Annotated in this window: 12 protein-coding genes; 5 read left to right on the top strand and 7 right to left on the bottom strand. The window is 47.7% G+C overall.

The genetic code is table 11. From position 1 onward, the window contains the following. Window positions 1-127 precede the first annotated feature (127 nt). Window positions 128-1,336 carry a tetratricopeptide repeat protein gene (locus GF401_19720; GenBank protein MBD3347290.1) on the top strand — a complete coding sequence of 403 codons (1,209 nt, stop codon included), beginning with the start codon at window positions 128-130 and terminating at the stop codon, window positions 1,334-1,336. Between the two features lie 211 nt (window positions 1,337-1,547). Beyond that, window positions 1,548-1,916 (top strand): hypothetical protein, encoded by a 369-nt coding sequence (locus GF401_19725; protein ID MBD3347291.1) that lies wholly within the window; start codon window positions 1,548-1,550, stop codon window positions 1,914-1,916. A gap of 15 nt (window positions 1,917-1,931) precedes the next feature. Here GF401_19725 and GF401_19730 read toward each other — a convergent pair whose 3' ends face one another. The 4 genes from GF401_19730 to GF401_19745 form a co-directional block, all read right to left on the bottom strand. After that, window positions 1,932-2,735 carry a redoxin domain-containing protein gene (locus GF401_19730; GenBank protein ID MBD3347292.1) on the bottom strand — a complete coding sequence of 268 codons (804 nt, stop codon included), beginning with the start codon at window positions 2,733-2,735 and terminating at the stop codon, window positions 1,932-1,934. A 37-nt stretch (window positions 2,736-2,772) separates the two neighbouring features. Further along, window positions 2,773-3,585: a pyrroline-5-carboxylate reductase gene (gene proC, locus GF401_19735; protein MBD3347293.1), complete on the bottom strand. Its 813-nt coding sequence runs from the start codon at window positions 3,583-3,585 to the stop codon at window positions 2,773-2,775. Between the two features lie 9 nt (window positions 3,586-3,594). Further along, window positions 3,595-4,845, bottom strand: a complete 1,251-nt coding sequence (locus tag GF401_19740; GenBank protein ID MBD3347294.1) for a transcription termination factor Rho — start codon at window positions 4,843-4,845, stop codon at window positions 3,595-3,597. 389 nt (window positions 4,846-5,234) lie between these two features. After that, window positions 5,235-5,837 carry an acetyltransferase gene (locus GF401_19745; GenBank protein ID MBD3347295.1) on the bottom strand — a complete coding sequence of 201 codons (603 nt, stop codon included), beginning with the start codon at window positions 5,835-5,837 and terminating at the stop codon, window positions 5,235-5,237. A gap of 135 nt (window positions 5,838-5,972) precedes the next feature. On the opposite strand from GF401_19745, the gene GF401_19750 reads away from it, so the two are divergent. After that, window positions 5,973-9,443 (top strand): hypothetical protein, encoded by a 3,471-nt coding sequence (locus GF401_19750; protein MBD3347296.1) that lies wholly within the window; start codon window positions 5,973-5,975, stop codon window positions 9,441-9,443. Between the two features lie 200 nt (window positions 9,444-9,643). Here GF401_19750 and GF401_19755 read toward each other — a convergent pair whose 3' ends face one another. The 3 genes from GF401_19755 to GF401_19765 form a co-directional block, all read right to left on the bottom strand. After that, window positions 9,644-12,112 carry a dehydrogenase gene (locus GF401_19755; GenBank protein MBD3347297.1) on the bottom strand — a complete coding sequence of 823 codons (2,469 nt, stop codon included), beginning with the start codon at window positions 12,110-12,112 and terminating at the stop codon, window positions 9,644-9,646. An 80-nt stretch (window positions 12,113-12,192) separates the two neighbouring features. Further along, the gene (gene lpdA, locus GF401_19760) at window positions 12,193-13,545 is read right to left on the bottom strand and encodes a dihydrolipoyl dehydrogenase (GenBank protein ID MBD3347298.1); all 1,353 of its coding nucleotides are present in this window, start codon (window positions 13,543-13,545) and stop codon (window positions 12,193-12,195) included. 34 nt (window positions 13,546-13,579) lie between these two features. After that, the gene (locus GF401_19765; GenBank protein ID MBD3347299.1) at window positions 13,580-14,974 is read right to left on the bottom strand and encodes a 2-oxo acid dehydrogenase subunit E2; all 1,395 of its coding nucleotides are present in this window, start codon (window positions 14,972-14,974) and stop codon (window positions 13,580-13,582) included. 320 nt (window positions 14,975-15,294) lie between these two features. Here GF401_19765 and GF401_19770 point away from each other — a divergent pair, with 320 nt between their 5' ends. Further along, on the top strand, window positions 15,295-16,095 hold the full coding sequence (locus GF401_19770) for a DeoR family transcriptional regulator (GenBank protein ID MBD3347300.1): 801 nt from the start codon (window positions 15,295-15,297) through the stop codon (window positions 16,093-16,095). A 6-nt stretch (window positions 16,096-16,101) separates the two neighbouring features. After that, window positions 16,102-17,367, top strand: a complete 1,266-nt coding sequence (locus GF401_19775) for a zinc-binding dehydrogenase (GenBank protein ID MBD3347301.1) — start codon at window positions 16,102-16,104, stop codon at window positions 17,365-17,367. Window positions 17,368-17,377 lie beyond the last annotated feature (10 nt).

The raw sequence follows: 17,377 nt of genomic DNA on the forward strand, positions 1-17,377 counted from the left end.
TCTTTTAAATTGAGTGCCAATAAATATATAAAAATCGCAGGTCCAAGTCAAGTTTTTTTTTGCAAAACCGATATAATGTTTGTAAGATATAGAATGAAGGTTGTACTATTTTGCCCTTGAGCTTCATATGATTTTTTTAAAGAATTTGTTAAAGAAACTCAATCTCACCGATAAAGAGATAAAAATCCTCACCCGGGTGCTGATATTCTCTTCGTCGGGATGCATTCTCTTTGTAGCAGCGGCATGGCTTCTTCAGTTTATCGCGATTAAATCATCAGGCCCTGAACCGGTCGGAACAGCCCGGACACGGGAGCTTCTGACACTCTATACCGAACGAAGTGGCGATCTCATGGAGGTCGATATCAGCGCTCACAAACAGGCGGCTGACAATTATCTCAAAACAAACCGCCCCCATAAAGCAATACCTCATCTCCTGCGAATCCTTCCTGCAACGAAAAACGACCGGAACATCAGATACGATCTTGCAACCGCCTATCTTCATTCGGGCAAACACCCGGATGCACAGATGCAATTCAAGGAGCTGCTCGAGGATGATATTCGGGATTCTCTTCAACCGGCCATTGCCGCACGGCTGGGCCTCGTCCTCTTCTACCAGGATCAAATCAAAGAAAGCATCCGGCAACTTGAAGAGACCTATTCACACTATCCCCACTGTGCCGAAGCCGCGTGTTATCTTGCGCAAATCGAAGCCTCACTCAAGAGTCCGTCGGATAAAGCGGAACGCCTCTTTTTGGAAGCTATCGATATCGATTCCGATTATGTTGAAGCCCGCTATCAGCAGGCACGATATTTCATGAATTTGAACCAGTATCTTCGGTGCCGGGATTCTCTTATAAAAATACTCCGCATCGAACCGCTTCATGCCAAAACCCATTCCCGCCTTGGTATGGCATACTATTATCTCGAACAGGCCGAGGCGGCCGAAAAATCATATCAGACAGCTCTGGCCCTCAATCCTCACGATTTCAACACCCTTTATAATCTGGGAGAATTGTATTATACTTTTTATAATGACCGACAGCGCGCGGCAGAACGTTTCAAAAAAGCACTTGCCATTGTCCCGGACCATGCGGAAGCTAATTTCAAACTCGGCTTGATCTGTCTTGAAAATGAACAAAACAAGGAAGCAGCATTTTTTCTTAAACGGGCAAAAGATGCGGAACCGTCAAATATAAGAATCCTGCTGCAACTGGCAGTGGCATACGAAAAACTGGATATGAATGATAAGGCTCTTTCCGCATATCGTTCAATCGCAGGCATCGATGCGCTCAATCACATTGCACAGCAGAAAATTAAACTTCTTTCTAGTAGCTAATTTTTCAAAATAACACAATATATTGTAGAAAAAGTAAACACTTCAATTATCATAACTTATTTTTATATATGAAGTTAAAAACTACTTGATTTTTCCGGGTAAACCAATGTATTCTAATCAGTGTGTGCCTTGGTGCAGCAACAATATATTGAGTTACGTTAGACTAACTATGCAGGCTTAACTTGTTTTCTTATCACGGAGTAGCAGAATAATGGGAAACATCACAAAAAGAGATCTGGTAGAGAAGATATCCGAAAAAACCGGACTCACGCAGGTGGATACCAAGATTGTTGTTGAAAGCTTTCTGGAAACTGTATCGAATACTCTTCAGAGTGGGAAAAATATTGAAATTCGCGGATTCGGCCGTTTTAAAATCAAAAGGAAAAACGCCCGTACCGCACGCAACCCGCGAACCGGAGAACAGATACAGGTTGATGCAGGATTCAAGCCGATTTTTGAAGCATCCAATGAATTGAGAAAGCGGGTAAATGACGGTCACATGCTGGAAGTGCCGCAACAGCCACAGGTACAGCCACAGCCGGACCAACAATTCGGGCGGCCGGCTTTCGGAGCTCTTTAGCCGTTTTTTCGGGGCCTACTTGTTCTTTTTGTTGCTCCATACCGACAGTGCAGCATTCTTTAATTCCTGATACCAGATCTTAAGCTCTTCCACCCCAACTCCAAGTTCTGCGGCTATCTCTTCGGGGTCATCACCGCATTCTTTCCGGGCAACGGCATTCCACTTGTCCCGGGGTAAAATCGCAGTATCAGCACTTTCATCATCGCCAACCGGAACCGATTCACCTTCATTGGCAACGGTCTCCTTTTCCACTTCTTTGCCTTCCCTGATCCGGGTAACAACATCTTCCATTTTGTCGATCAGCGATTGATCATCATCATACCCTGTCGAGGAATACCTGATTTTGCCCTCCGGACCGATTACGAATAATGCGGGAAGCGATTTTACGCCATATCGTTCGGATGTCCGCTTGTAGGGATCGAGAAGGACCGGGAGGGTATATTTTTGTTCTTTAACAAAAGGTCCTGCGTTGGCAGCACCTTCCTTATCAATATTAATCAGAAAGATCTTGACTGACTCGCCGGCATGGTTCTTCGCAAATTTCATCAATTCCGGAATCTCTTTCCGGCATGGCTTGCACCAAGTTGCCCAAAAGCTGAGAATAACGATATGAGGTTTGTTGTTAATGTAGGGTTTGGACATTCTTCCGCACCAGACACTGAGTACTTCCCGCTTTCCACCAAGCGAAGGAAGAGAAAAGGAAGGCGCCTGGGTGCCGGCCTCTAAAAGCTTCGTGTCTTCGCCAAAGGAAATTGATGCAACCAAAGGGAGTATAAAGATCCAGCTCTGCATAATTATCCGATTTATTTTACCGCACACAATGGACCTATCCTTTCCTGGAAGTGGAGGGGATGGCTTACTGTTTTCCTAATTCGACAGAACGGGCAGTCGCCTTTTTCACGGCTTCGGCAACAGCGAATTTAAATCTGTTTTCCTCTAAAGCCATCAAACCGGCAATTGTCGTTCCACCGGGGGAGGTTACTTTCGATTTCAAATCTGAGGGACTTTCATCCGACCGCTCAACCATCGCTGCAGCACCAAGGACTGTCTGGACCGCGCATTTCTTTGCAACAGCATAGGGAAGACCAGCAGCTACACCACCTTCAATAAGCGATTCGATAAACAAATAAACATAGGCAGGTCCGCTGCCGGAAAGACCGGTAACAACATCCATATGCTTTTCGGGAACCTGGATACACTTCCCGAAGGATGAGAGAATAATTTCTGCAGTTTTACTGTCTCTCTCTTTGCAGTTTTTGTTCATGGTATAGGCAGACATGCCCTCACCAATCTGGGCCGGGGTATTCGGCATTACCCTGCAGAGACGTGCTCCGGAACCGAGAAGCTTTTCTAGTGATTTGATATTTACTCCGGCAGCAATTGAGATCCAGAGAGGATTGAATGAGCGACGCTGACGACTCTGACCGGCCATCTGAGAAAGGGTCTCGCCCATATCCTGAGGTTTTACCGCAATAATAACGACATCAGGCCAGATCTTCTTTTTAAACCAGGCTTGCGGTGCAATAACAGGGACCTGTTTGGGAATATTTTTTAAGACGGTATTATTTTTATCCCAGGCAAATAAGGAGATCCCTTTGCTTTTCATTTTCAGAATTGCCCGTATAATCGCGCTCCCCATGTTTCCCGTGCCTATTACCGCAATTTTCATACTTCTCACCTAGCTTTTCATGGATTCCAGAAATTGACGATTTGTTTTGGTTGCCAGAACTTTTTCACGCATAAATTCCATCATTTCAATCGGAGTCATCGTGGCAAGAAATTTCCTGAGAACCCACATCCGGTTCAGCTCTTCCTTAGTTAACAGAAGCTCTTCTTTCCGCGTACCGGATTTCATCAGGTCCATAGCGGGGAATATGCGGCGTTCCTGGACTTTTCTGTCGAGAACAAGCTCCATGTTGCCGGTACCCTTGAACTCCTCGAAAATAACTTCATCCATCCTGCTGCCGGTTTCGATAAGGGCAGTCGCGATAATCGTAAGACTTCCCCCATCTTCGATATTCCGGGCCGCGCCAAAGAACCGTTTGGGTTTGTACAGGGCCTGAGAATCGACACCACCGGATAGAATTCGCCCTGAATGGGGGGCCACCGTATTATGAGCACGGGCAAGACGGGTGATACTGTCGAGAAGAATGACCACATCCCGCTGATGCTCAACAAGACGCTTGGCACGTTCAATGACCATTTCGGCAACAACTACATGACGCTCTGCGGGTTCATCAAAGGTAGAACTGATTATCTCTGCATTTTTTACCGATCGCGCCATATCGGTAACTTCCTCAGGACGTTCATCGATCAGGAGCACAATAACAAAAACATCAGGCTGATTATGCAAAATGGCATTGGCGATGTTTTTGAGCAGGATTGTTTTTCCTGCACGAGGTGGTGCAACAATCAGACCACGCTGCCCTGCACCGATCGGTGTCAACAGATTCATGATCCGGGTTGAAACATCTTTGGGATCGTGCTCGAGATCGAATCGACGGTCGGGAAACTGAGGCGTAAGGTTGTCGAAATTGATTTTCTTCTTGCATTCTTCGGGATCTTCGTAGTTGATCTGCTCGACCCGAAGCAAGGCAAAATAACGTTCGGAATCTTTAGGCGGACGAACCTGTCCGGAAACAGTATCGCCGGTTCTCAGGTGAAATCGCTTTATCTGTGACGGCGATACATAGATGTCATCGGGACCGCTGAGATAGCTGTTTGACGGCGAACGGAGAAAACCAAATCCATCAGGCATAATTTCCAGCACGCCTTCGGCAAACATCTGACCGTTCTGGGAGGCCTGCGCCTGTGAAATTTTAAATATTAGCTCCTGTTTATCCATTTCCCGATGATCTTCGATACCAAGACTCTCGGCTATTTCATTGAGTTCGACAATGGATTTCTGTTTGGCTTCAGTCACATTCATTAACACACCTCTGTTTGATTTGGGTAAGGAGGGACTTTCTGTTTTCTTTTAAGTTGTAAATTGTTCATATATAAAAAGGTAAGAATATGAACCTATATATTCAGGTTTTAATTAAACTCTATTGATTTTTCTGATTTATTTAGAGGAATTAAAACTAACCACAGTTATATGATTATCTGCAACCTCGGGAGAGAAGAGAAAAATCTCTACTCAAAAAATATTTTTCGTTCACTGAACCTAAGTAAGATTGGATTAATTTCAAGTGAATTGAAACGCTGTGAGGCTGCGGGCATGATAGCCCGAGAACATGCATTTGCCCATTCTCAGTATATAATATGCTGTTGCGCGCTTGGTAATGTCAAGTCTTTTTGCACAAACAACCGTTTTTTTTACTGCCGTGTTTCCGCAGATTCAATCTCTTTGATCGTTAATTCCCGGATCGGACGGCATGGATTTCCTACCGCAACCACTCTGGGGGGTATATTTTTTGCCACTACACTTCCCGATCCGATAATACTGTATTCCCCTATTGTCACGCCGGGATTAATAATGACTCCACCGCCCATCCAGACATACTTGCCAATAATCACCGGTTTCCCCATACTCATGCCCTTCCCCCGTTCGATAGGATCATCCAACGGATGGTGGGCCGTGTAAATATGAAGATTGGGACCGATCGCAACGCTGTGGCCGATCCTGACTTCACCTTCATCGAGAATAACCAGCCCCATGTTGCAATAAAAGTTCTTGTCGATAAAAATGTTATAACCAAAATCGCACCTGAACGGCGGGACAATAACCGTATCATCATGAGATTCACCAAGCAACTGCTTTAGTATCTCACTTCTCTTTTCGTTTTCCCCCCGGGTAGTATTGTTGTATTCGGTAGCTAAATCGTAGGCCCTGATTCTGTCACTATCAAGCTCGGGATCATTGGCGCAAAACCACTCCCCTGCCATCATTTTTTGTTTTTCGCTCTTCTCACTCACCATTTTCTCCTTCAGACTACAATTGTATTATTTATTTGCCCTGACCCATTTTCTGTAACTCCAGTAAAATGCTATATTCTTTAAATCATCGTCAATAATCAGCATCATCTTTTTTCACTTTAGCAGAAAGTTGGTATCATGAGCCGATCTGAAAAAATATTGCTTGGACCAAGCACAACTGCGCACTGTTCAACCGCAGAACCTTCCGGCACACTGCTGCAAATTGACGGAAGTGATTTTTATGCAATCGAACATTTCGACCGTCTCAAGCCTTTTTTTATCAGCCTTATGAGCCACACAAACTTGTGGATGTTTATCAGCAGCAACGGCTCACTGGTTTGCGGACGGGTTGGACCCGACATCTCACTTTTCCCCTACGAAACGGTGGATAAAATCCATCAAAGCGCATCGCATACAGGACCGGCAAATCTCCTCCTCGTTACAAAAGACGGCGCCACAAACCTCTGGGAACCCTTCACCGAACTTTCACAACTCTGCTATTCGATTAATCGTACGATTTATAAGAGCGCCCAGGGAAACAGCATCATTTTCGAAGAAGAAAACACCGATCTGAAATGCACCTTTCGCTATGCTTGGAAAATGAGCGACCGGTACGGCTTTATCTACGAACCTTCGGTGATCAACAATGACACATCATCAGGTATTTCGGTTCGCCTGCTTACCGGATTTCAGAATGTCATGCCCTATGGCGTTCCTTTGATTGTCAGTGAAGGAAAAAGCTCACTTGCCGACGCCTATAAACGGACCGAACTCGATGAAGAAACCGGGATAGGCATCTTTGGTCTGGCATCCAACATTGTCGACCGCGCCGAACCCAGCGAAGCATTGAGAGCATCGATTGTATGGCACCAGGGAACAACACCGAAAGCAACGCTTCTCAGTCCCGATCAGATCGAGCGTTTCCGCTGCGGCGACGCCCTTACCACCGAAAAAGAACTGCGGGGACAAAAAGGAGCTTACCTGATCGAAACCGAATCAAAAATTAAACCGGGCGACACAAACCGTATCCGTCTTGTTGCCGACGTTGCAGTCAGCCAGGCCGATGTTGTCGCTCTTAAGAAAGAAATCACCACAAGCGGCAACCTTACCAAATCGATTGACCTAACTGTCAAGGAAGGCAATGAAGAACTATCCAAACTGGTAGGCATTGCCGATGGGCTGCAATGCAGCAGCGAACAGATCACCCAGATACATCACTTCGCAAATGTACTGTTCAATATCGGGCGGGGCGGGTTGTTCGCCGACCGCTATGATATTTCCAAAAGCGACCTGATCGATTTTATCATGGTCCGGAACAAAACCGTTGTGCCGGCGCACAAAGAGTTTTTCGACTCCCTTGGCGAATCGGTCAAACAGCCGGAACTTCTCGCTAAAGCAGGAGCGCAGAATGATCCTTCGTTGGCACGGCTGATATACGAATACCTTCCCATTTCATTCAGTCGACGACACGGTGACCCTTCTCGACCATGGAATAAATTTTCGATACACCTGAAAAATCCCGACGGCTCCAGATGTCTCAATTTCGAAGGAAACTGGCGGGATATTTTTCAGAACTGGGAAGCACTCTGCCTGAGTTTCCCCTCCTATATCCCGAGCTTTATCGCCACCTTTGTGGATGCGTCCACAATCGACGGGTTCAATCCCTACCGAATCACCCGGCAGGGTATCGACTGGGAAATTCTCAATCCCGAAGACCCCTGGAGCTCGATCGGCTACTGGGGAGATCATCAGCTGATCTACCTCCTGAAATTTCTGGAATGGTCCGAACGGTTTTATCCCGAGTTGCTGCACACGATGCTTACCAAAGAACAGTTCAGCTACGCCAATGTGCCCTACGATCTCAAACCCTACGAGGATATTGTTGCCGATCCGCAGGATACGATCGCCTTCAACGACGAGCGTGCTGCAAAAATCGACCAACAGGTCGAACGCCTGGGTGCGGATGGAAAAATGGTGCTCTCCTCCGATGGATCGGTGTACCATGTATCGCTCCTCGAAAAAATGCTGGTCTCCATTCTATCGAAATGTTCCAATCTCGTGCTTGACGGCGGCATATGGATGAATACGTTGCGGCCGGAATGGAACGATGCCAATAATGCGCTGGTTGGTAATGGTATTTCCATGGTGACACTCTACAGCCTTCGCCGGTATCTCGCCTTTCTGAAAAGCATTCTCGAAGAAATCGATATCAAAGAGTGTACAATATCCAGGGAAGTCGCCACATGGTTTGCAGCAATCAATGAAACATATAAGGCCACAGCCGCAGCACTGGGCAAATCCGAAGTCTCCCCACAAAAAAGGCGGGAACACCTCGATGCATGTGGTAAAGCATTTACCGATTACCGTTTTTCGGTTTATAACAATGGCTTTTCGGGCAAAACAACCATCGCACTTGCCGATATCCATTCCTTTTTAAAAAACACGCTTACCTGCACCGACCATGCAGTCAGGGTTAACAAGCGGGATGACGGACTCTATCATGCCTATAACATTCTTCACCTGCAGCCGGGAACCGCCGAAGTCGAGCATCTCTACCTCATGCTTGAAGGCCAGGTGGGTGTCATTGGTTCGGGCGCCCTTACCCCCGGTGAAGTTGTCGATATTCTGAAAGCGATGGAAAATAGTCCGATCTATCGGGAAGATCAACACAGCTACATGCTCTACCCCGACAGAAATCTTCCGGGATTTCTGGAGAAGAACACTATCCCCAAAAAACTCATAGAATCATCAGACTATCTCAGCAAACAGATAAATGAGAGCTTTACCGCCCTTGTACATGTGGATGCAAAAGGGAACTACCGTTTCAATCCCGATTTTAAGAATGCCAACGATGTAAAAAAAGCCATGAACACTCTACCGGCTTCCTATGCACCCGACAACAAACAGAGAGATGAAGTACTTGCGATATACGAAAAGGTTTTTAATCATAAGGCCTTTACCGGACGCTCGGGAAGCATGTTCTGTTTCGAGGGGCTCGGATGCATCTACTGGCACCAGGTGACCAAGTTGTTGCTTGCAGTCGAGGAACAGTTTCAGAATGCCTGCGATACTAATGCAGACCAGTCGCTTTTAAAGGAAATCAAAAATACCTATTATCGTGTGCGGCGGGGACTGAGTTCCAATAAGGATGTCAAGGAATACGGCTCATTCCCTGCTGATCCCTATTCCCATACCCCGAGCTTTGCCGGTGCACAGCAGCCCGGTATGACCGGTCAGGTAAAAGAAGAGATTATCGCCCGATGGGGCGAATTGGGAATCGTAGTCCGCAACGGTACTCTTCAGTTCAGACCAAAACTTCTCAACAAAGGGGAATTCCTCGAAGATAAAGCTACCTTCCGCTATGTTAATAATACCGGTTCATTCCAGACACTTCAGCTGGCACCAAAAACCTTTGGATTTACCTACTGCGGAGTACCAATCATCTACTCGCTGGGCGCAAATGAACATGTGACGGTAATCGATTCAAAGGGCAAATCCGAAACGACTCACACACTGGAACTGCCCCATGAGATCAGTACAAAGGTTTTCTCCCGCAGTCCTTCGGTGGAAAGAATTGAAGTGACGGTGAATGAGGGTATGATCGTTTAAGCGCGCCAAAAGCAAACGAAAACGATTACGACAAATAAGAAAAAACTCAATACCCTGAGCATCCTCATAAACCACTGCTGGAGCGGCTTGTGCTGAGCTGCGGCGAAGTAAGCGGAAGTCTCCCGCTTTGCGGGAAACCCTCGGACAGAGACCACAAAAGGCGGAGTCGCACGACTCCGCCTTTGTATTTGGATGCTCTTTTATACTCCCTGTTTGCTCAGACGGATTCTTTCCAGATCGGTATAGTTATTAGCGATCTGGTGACCTTTGAGCGGGAGGATTCTCTGATGAACGGCATCGACAATCCAGTCGGGCTGGGGGAAGAAGGCTTTCTCGAGTTCGTAGGCGGGAGTAATCCAATTTTTCGATCCTACAACAACCGGCGGCGCATCGAGATAATCGAATGCCAATTCGGAGATATTCCGTGCGACATCATTGAGGTATGAACCCCGTTCACAGGCATCGCTGGACAAAAGGACCTTCCCGGTCTTTTTGACCGATTTGAGAATGAGGTCATAATTCAACGGATTGAGTGAGCGAAGATCCATAACTTCGGCTTCAACACCGTATTTGTCTTTGAGCGTATCAGCCGCTTCTAATGCAGTGTAGAGCGTTGCGCCGATTGTGATGATTGTCAGGTCCTTCCCGGTACGTTTGATATCGGGTTCACCAATCGGAATTTCATAAAAGCCTTCGGGAACCCCTTCGGGGTTGAACAGTTCACCGATATCATAAATCCGCTGTGACTCAAAGAATATAACCGGATCGGTTCCGGTCAACGCGGAGTTCATCAAACCCTTGGCATCGTAGGGTGTTGCCGGAAAGACGACTTTCAGTCCGGGTATATGGGTGCAGAGACTTGTCCAGTCCTGCGAATGCTGGGCACCGTATTTTGATCCGACACTGACCCGGATTATAACCGGCATTTTCAGAATGCCGGCGCTCATGGCCTGCCATTTGGAAAGCTGGTTGAAAATTTCATCACCGGCCCGTCCGAGAAAATCGCAGTACATCAGTTCGGCAATGACCCGTCCACCGCAGAGTCCGTAGCCCACCGCAGAACCGACAATGGCACCTTCGGAAATAGGGCTGTTAAACAGACGATGATAGGGAAGTGCTTCGGTAAGGCCGCGATAGACCGCAAAGGCACCGCCCCAGTCACGGTTTTCTTCACCATAAGCAATGAGGGTCGGATCGGTATAAAAGCCGCGAATAACCGCCTCAAACATCGCATCACGGAATTGAACGGCTTTGCCCTTTGCAAGCGGCTTACCCTGATCATCAACACCTTTCCTGCTCCGTCGGGAAATCTGTTTGACCCGTGGATTCTCTTCCAGGGGCATAAGCGTTTCGGGAACACGGTCTTCCATCTTTTCGACCCGGGTATTAGAGAACATTGTTCGGGCGATTACATCGGGATCCCTGCTTACATCCATGCGAGGAGAGAGTGAATCGTCGGTGGCAAGTCGAATCGCCTTGGCAATAAGCTCTTCTACACTCGAGCGTATCTGCTTGAGTTCTCCCTCCGAACAGACTTTATTGTCGACCAGTGTCTGGCCAAAGGAAATAATGGAATCCTCTTTTTCCCATAGAATTATTTCATCACGTTCACGGTACGAAGATGCATCCGACGGCGAATGTCCGGAGATACGGTAGGTACAGGTATCGAGAAGTACCGGACCTTTTTTATCCTTGATTATATTCTTTTTCCTTTCAAAGGCATCGATAACGGCGAGAGGATTGTAGCCGTCGATACGTTCAGCATGCATCTGGGCTTCGGTGATTCCGGCTCCCAGGCGGGCCGCCATGTCAAACCCCATGGTTTCACCATCCGGCTGACCGCCCATGCCGTAATGGTTGTTCATGATATTGATAATAAGGGGTAATCCACCCTTGAAATCACCTTCCCACAACTCAGTGTACTGGTCCATAGTGGCAATACAGAGCGCTTCCCATACAGGACCGCAACCCAATGAAGCATCACCGATATTACAGACCACCAGGCCGGGTTTCATATTGCATTTTTTATAGAGCGCAGCACCCACACTGATATCCGCCGAACCTCCGACAATGGCGTTGTTCGGGTAGATACCGAAAGCAGGAAAAAATGCATGCATAGAACCGCCGAGGCCTTTATTGAATCCGGTCTCCCGTGCAAAAATTTCCGCCAGCGCCCCGTAAACCAGATAATCCGTCGCAAGGTCTTCAACAGAGCCCTTGTGCTCTTTTTCTACAATTTTCAGGATTATACCGTCAAGATAGGATTCCATGATTTTCATGAGATCGGTGTCGCCCAGACGGCGTATGGCGCTGAGACCCTTTGCCAGAATTTCACCGTGACTCCGGTGAGAACCGAAAATATAATCATCAACATCAAGCGTATAGGCCATACCAACCGCAGCCGCTTCCTGCCCTATCGACAGATGAGCAGGGCCTGGATGATTATACTTGACTCCCGCATACTCACCGGTCGTCTTGATCGTATTCAGCATTGTTTCGAATTCGCGGACAACACACATGTCGCGGTATATCCGAATAAAATCTTCTTTGGAACGCCGTTTCGACTCTTCAGCAAAACCGTTCTTATACTGATTTACCGGGATCGGATCCAGAACGATTTTTCCGCTCCGACGCACTACTTTCGGGTCAATAATCAGCTTCTTGGGCATTACTTACTCCATTTGTTAAAATGTATAAATTGGAATTGTTTTGTTCATTGTGAATATCCGTGATACTCCGTGGTTTCCTCTTACTTCGCATGCTTGACCGTGTCGCGTATTATTTCACTCACCGTGGGATGAGGAAATACCAGTTCTGCGATATCCTCTACCCGGAGTTCGTTTTCGATCATCGGGGCAACACCGAAAATCATCTCCGAACAGACCGACCCGATCATGTGCACACCCAGAAGGGCACGGGTTTCCTTGTTAACAACAACCTTGCAAAAGCCTTTACCCGCTTCGTTTTCGGCAAGATATCGCCCGCTGTAGGACATGGGAAGCTTTGCAGTTGTCACTTCGATACCCTCGTGTGCAGCTTCCTTTTCGGTCAAGCCGATGGTCGCAACTTCCGGGTGGGTATAAATAACGCCGGGAACTGCATGATAACGCATCCGGTCATTTTTTCCGAGAATATCGTTGATACACACCTCACCTTCACGGTAGGCGGTATGGGCAAGCATGGAAACGCCGTTGACATCACCGGCAGCCCAGACATCGGGTACATTGGTCCGTCCGCGTTCATCGACTCTGATCGCACCTTTATCAATAAAAAGGTTGATATTTTCGAATCCGAGCCCTTTGGTGACCGGACGGCGTCCGACACTCATCAACACGATATCGGCATCGACAGATTCCTTGTTGCCTCCGGCTTCGTAGACGACCGATTTTTCACCGATCTCAACCACCTTTGACTGGAGTTTGAATACAATACCTTTCTTTTCCATTTCCTTTTTAAGGGCCGCGCTGATATCCGAATCGATCGGTCCGCCGATAAAGGGCAGAAGTTCGACTACCGTCACCTTGCTTCCCACTTCGGCAAAAAAGTTTGCGATCTCAAGACCGATTACGCCGCCACCGATAACAACGAAATTTTCGGGGATATGATCGATCGAAAGAATTTCGCGGTTAGTATAAACAAAATCGCGGTCGGCGCCGGGAATCGGAATGCGGATAGCCTCCGAACCGGTACAGATTAAAAGCTTTTTTCCTTCCACGATCGTATCACCGGCCTTGACTCTGAAGGCATTGTTTTCTTTGGGAAGAACCGTGCCCTCACCATTGACAACAGTCACCTTGTTTTTCTTCATGGTAGCGGCGATACCCTTCCTGAGGGCACCGATCACCTTTTCTTTCCGGGTCATGACTTTTTTCAGATCGAATGCAGCATCACCAACAGTAACACCGAACCCCTGCGAGTGTTTTGCCTGGGAGAAAAGCTTGGAGCTGTAAAGAATTGTTTTTGAAGGCACGCAACCTTCGTTGAGGCACACACCACCCAGATGGCATTTTTCGATAAGCACGGTATTCAAACCGGCCTCCCCTGCCCGTTCGGCCGAGAGGTAACCGGCGGGGCCGCCGCCGAGTATGACTAAATCGTACATTGCATTTCCTTTCATTGCTTGATAAAGGGACTGGTTATGCGTTTGCAAGCGTGAGGTCAATATTTTCGATAGCCGTGCAGAGACCTTTCATAAACCGTGCCGCCGGTGCGCCATCAACTACCCGATGATCGATGGTTAATGAAAAACCGATATGAGGCGCCATGGAATATTCACCATTGTCACCACTTATCACCGGTTTGGGAGTAATGGTATTGACTCCTAAAATCGCTACTTGTGGCCGGTTAAGGATCGGGGTAAAATATTCTATACCAAAGGAACCCAGATTGGTAATGGTAATTGTTCCTCCGCTCAGAAGGTCGGGATTTACCGCTCCTTCCCGCGCCTGACCGGCAAGCCCTTTGATCGAAAGCGAAAGGTCGTTGAGCGACAATTGATTGGCAAAACGGATTACCGGGACAAGAAGCCCTCTGGGTGTATCAACCGCCATGGCGAGGTGAACATTTTTATATTGGAGCAGGCGATTGTTCTCGTAATGACAGTTAAGCTCGGGATACTGCGGCAGTATCCGGGAGACGGCAAAGGAGATCAGGTCGGTGATATTGATATCGGCCAGCCCCAGATCCTTGCCTTTCTGTTTGATCTTTTTCCGATAGGCCATGAGCGCCCGGGCATCGGCTGATGAATGCATGGTCAGCTGAGCGGATTGCTGCAGGGAATCCATCATGCGCGAGCCGATGATTTTCCGCATATTGCTGATTTTAACTTCAACGATATCATCCTGCACCGATGAAGGAGCTGTTCCTGCTGCTGCAGGCTGGGGTTCGGCAACCATATCTGCCGTACTCACCCGTCCGCCGAAAGCCGTTCCGGCCTCCGGTGTTGCAGCGCCGGTTGCAGCCTGGACCGCCGCAGCGGCTCTGGTCGGTTGCGGATGAGTTACAAGAAATGCATCGATATCGCTTTCGATGATTCGCCCTCCAGGACCGGTGCCTTTTACTTTGCCGATATCAACACCTTTCTCCTGTGCCCGCATCCGCGCGCGGGGTGATATTTTTGCCCTTCCATTGGACGGCACCGCTTCTTCAACCGCAGTCTCCGGAACAGCTTCTGCAGCAGACGGTTTTTCCTCCGTGGTTGCAGTAGCAGCCGGTACCGGTGACGGTTCTGCTGATTGAGCAGGTTCATCCGACGATGTACCGCCGGAAGGGCTGAATTCACTGACATCCTCATCGGAATTTCCCACCACCGCAACATTGGTAAGCACGGGAATATCCTCGTCCGGCTCAAAAAATGTTTCGAGCATGGTTCCTGCGACCGGCGATTCGAATTCAAATGAAGCCTTATCGGTTTCATAGGTAAAAAGAATATCTCCTTCTTTGACGTCATCGCCCTTATTCTTGTGCCACTCCAATATGACACATGTTTCTACTGATTGTCCCTGTTTTGGCATTGCAATGGGTGTAGCCATTTAATTTCTCCTCTTTAGCTAAAGAGACCGGTTATATTATTGTATACATACTCTCTTTTATTATAATTTATGATATTGTGCACAGGCAAGAAGTTGTGCATATTTTTGCGCATTCTCGCACGCTTATGTGTTTGGTTTTGCATTATTCCCCCATTTACCCCCAAGAGTACTCACAAATACTCATAATGATGCATAAAAATTCGTTATTGCACAGCATTCTGCATTGCATGCATAATTTATGAATAGAATGAACCCATCCGGAACCGGCAGGGGCGAAAAAATCATTTTAAAACCTTCATTTTCACTTTTCCACGCTAAAAATGTATATTTTGAGGATTATGGGACACGGATTTGAAATACGGAAAAAAATCATTCTCGACAAGCTCGATACAGAAGGATCGATTCTTGTCAAGGAGCTTGCCGATGAGCTTGCGATTTCCGAAACCACAATCCGCCGTGATCTCAACGAATTAAACGCAGCGGGTTTGCTCAAGCAGGTATACGGAGGAGCGGTCCGGACCGAACAGGAATCACCGCTCATAAATTTTTCCATCTCCAATCGCAGTACCCATAATATCGAAGCTAAAAAATTGATCGGCAAGTGTGCAGCATCGCTTGTACACGATAACGACATTGTCTATATTGATCCCGGAACAACGAGTTGGGAAATGATTCCCTATCTCAGGGACAAAAAGAATCTGACGATCATCAGCAATTCGGTCCGGCTGCTTCAGTGTTTAGAGTATATCGGTCATCACAATATTATTCAGCTTGGCGGTACGCTTCGCCCCGACCGTCTCGACACTGTCGGTACGGTTGCCCAGATGGGTATCGAACAGCTCCGGGGATATAAAGCTTTTCAGGGTGGTGACGGTCTTGATATTAATTTCGGCCTTTCTGCAGTGGACCACGAAAGTGCAATGATCGCCAAAGTGATCCTTGCCGGTGCCCGGGAAACGATTATCCTTGCCGATCACTCGAAATTCGAACAACCGAGCCTTCTTTACAAAATAGTCGACATCGACAAAATTGACATACTCGTGACCGACGAACATCCCCCTGCTTCCTGGGAAGAAAAATGCCGTGAATCATCCATACAATTAATTATAGCACAGGATTGAGGCTTTATGAAAACTCTGGCCCTTCGGCTCTACCAAAAAAACGACCTTCGACTGGAACATTTCGATTTGCCCTCCATGGCGGAAAACGAGATTTTAGCCGATATTACCTCCAACAGCATCTGCATGTCTTCCCATAAAGCGGCCGAACAGGGAGCCGATCATAAGCGGGTCCCTTCAGATATTGCCGACAATCCGATCATTATCGGGCATGAGTTTTGCGGCACGATTTTGGAAGTGGGCGAAAAATATAAAGGAAAGTATACGCCCGGTTCCAAATACAGCATACAGCCTGCTCTCAACTACCCGGACCGTCTTCTGGATGCGCCGGGATATTCATTTCGTTATATCGGCGGGCAGGCCACCAAGATTATCATTCCCAAAGAGGTCCTGGAAATGGACTGTCTTCTCCCCTACGACGGCGAGGGATTCTTCAAGGCCTCGCTCTCCGAACCTGCATCATGTATCATCGGTTCTTTTCATGCACAGTATCATTTCAAGCAGGGAGAATATGTTCATCAGATGGGAATTAAAGCGGGTGGCTCGATGGCAATCATTGCCGGAGCGGGCCCCATGGGGCTGGGCGCTATCGACTATGCGCTCCACGGTCCGATGCGCCCGCGGCTTCTGGTTATCACCGATATCGATCAGGCCCGGCTCAACCGTGCAAAAGAAATTTTCGACCCCGCCCATGCACGTCAATGCGGCGTCGACCTTCGGTATGTCAATACAGGAGCCGGTAATCCGGTCGAAGATCTCCGGGCAATAAACAACAACCAGGGCTTTGATGATGTCTTTGTTTTTGCCCCGGTTGCACCCCTTATCGAACAGGCAAGCAGAATCCTGGGCTTCAACGGCTGTCTCAATTTCTTTGCCGGGCCTACCCGCACCGATTTCATGGCCTCGATAAATTTTTACGATGTCCACTACAGCGGCCATCATCTGGTGGGAACATCGGGCGGCAATACAAAGGATATGAACGAAGCCCTCGAGCTTATGGCAAAGAATACAATCAATCCGGCGGTTATGGTCACCCATATCGGCGGAATCGACAGCGCGGCACAGACAATCCTCGATCTGCCGTCAATACCGGGAGGGAAAAAGCTTATATACACCCGGAAATCGATGCCGCTTTTTGCTATCGATGACCTCGAGGATATGGGCAAAGAAAATCCGTTTTATAAAGGTCTTGCCGAAATTACGGGTAATCATAAGGGACTCTGGTCAACCGAAGCCGAAGAGTATGTGCTGAAAAATGCCAAAAATATAGAATAAAGGGGGCTGA

The sequence above is a fragment of the Chitinivibrionales bacterium genome, from assembly GCA_014728215.1.
GTDB lineage: Bacteria > Fibrobacterota > Chitinivibrionia > Chitinivibrionales > WJKA01 > WJKA01.

What these genes read in the sequence shown, in the direction of transcription:
- GF401_19720 (MBD3347290.1), top strand. Translation starts at nt 128, where the DNA reads ATGATTTTTTTAAAGAATTTGTTAAAGAAACTCAATCTCACCGATAAA.
- GF401_19725 (MBD3347291.1), top strand. Translation starts at nt 1,548, where the DNA reads ATGGGAAACATCACAAAAAGAGATCTGGTAGAGAAGATATCCGAAAAA.
- proC (MBD3347293.1), bottom strand. Translation starts at nt 3,585, where the DNA reads ATGAAAATTGCGGTAATAGGCACGGGAAACATGGGGAGCGCGATTATA.
- GF401_19740 (MBD3347294.1), bottom strand. Translation starts at nt 4,845, where the DNA reads ATGAATGTGACTGAAGCCAAACAGAAATCCATTGTCGAACTCAATGAA.
- GF401_19745 (MBD3347295.1), bottom strand. Translation starts at nt 5,837, where the DNA reads ATGGTGAGTGAGAAGAGCGAAAAACAAAAAATGATGGCAGGGGAGTGG.
- GF401_19750 (MBD3347296.1), top strand. Translation starts at nt 5,973, where the DNA reads ATGAGCCGATCTGAAAAAATATTGCTTGGACCAAGCACAACTGCGCAC.
- GF401_19755 (MBD3347297.1), bottom strand. Translation starts at nt 12,112, where the DNA reads ATGCCCAAGAAGCTGATTATTGACCCGAAAGTAGTGCGTCGGAGCGGA.
- lpdA (MBD3347298.1), bottom strand. Translation starts at nt 13,545, where the DNA reads ATGTACGATTTAGTCATACTCGGCGGCGGCCCCGCCGGTTACCTCTCG.
- GF401_19765 (MBD3347299.1), bottom strand. Translation starts at nt 14,974, where the DNA reads ATGGCTACACCCATTGCAATGCCAAAACAGGGACAATCAGTAGAAACA.
- GF401_19770 (MBD3347300.1), top strand. Translation starts at nt 15,295, where the DNA reads ATGTATATTTTGAGGATTATGGGACACGGATTTGAAATACGGAAAAAA.
- GF401_19775 (MBD3347301.1), top strand. Translation starts at nt 16,102, where the DNA reads ATGAAAACTCTGGCCCTTCGGCTCTACCAAAAAAACGACCTTCGACTG.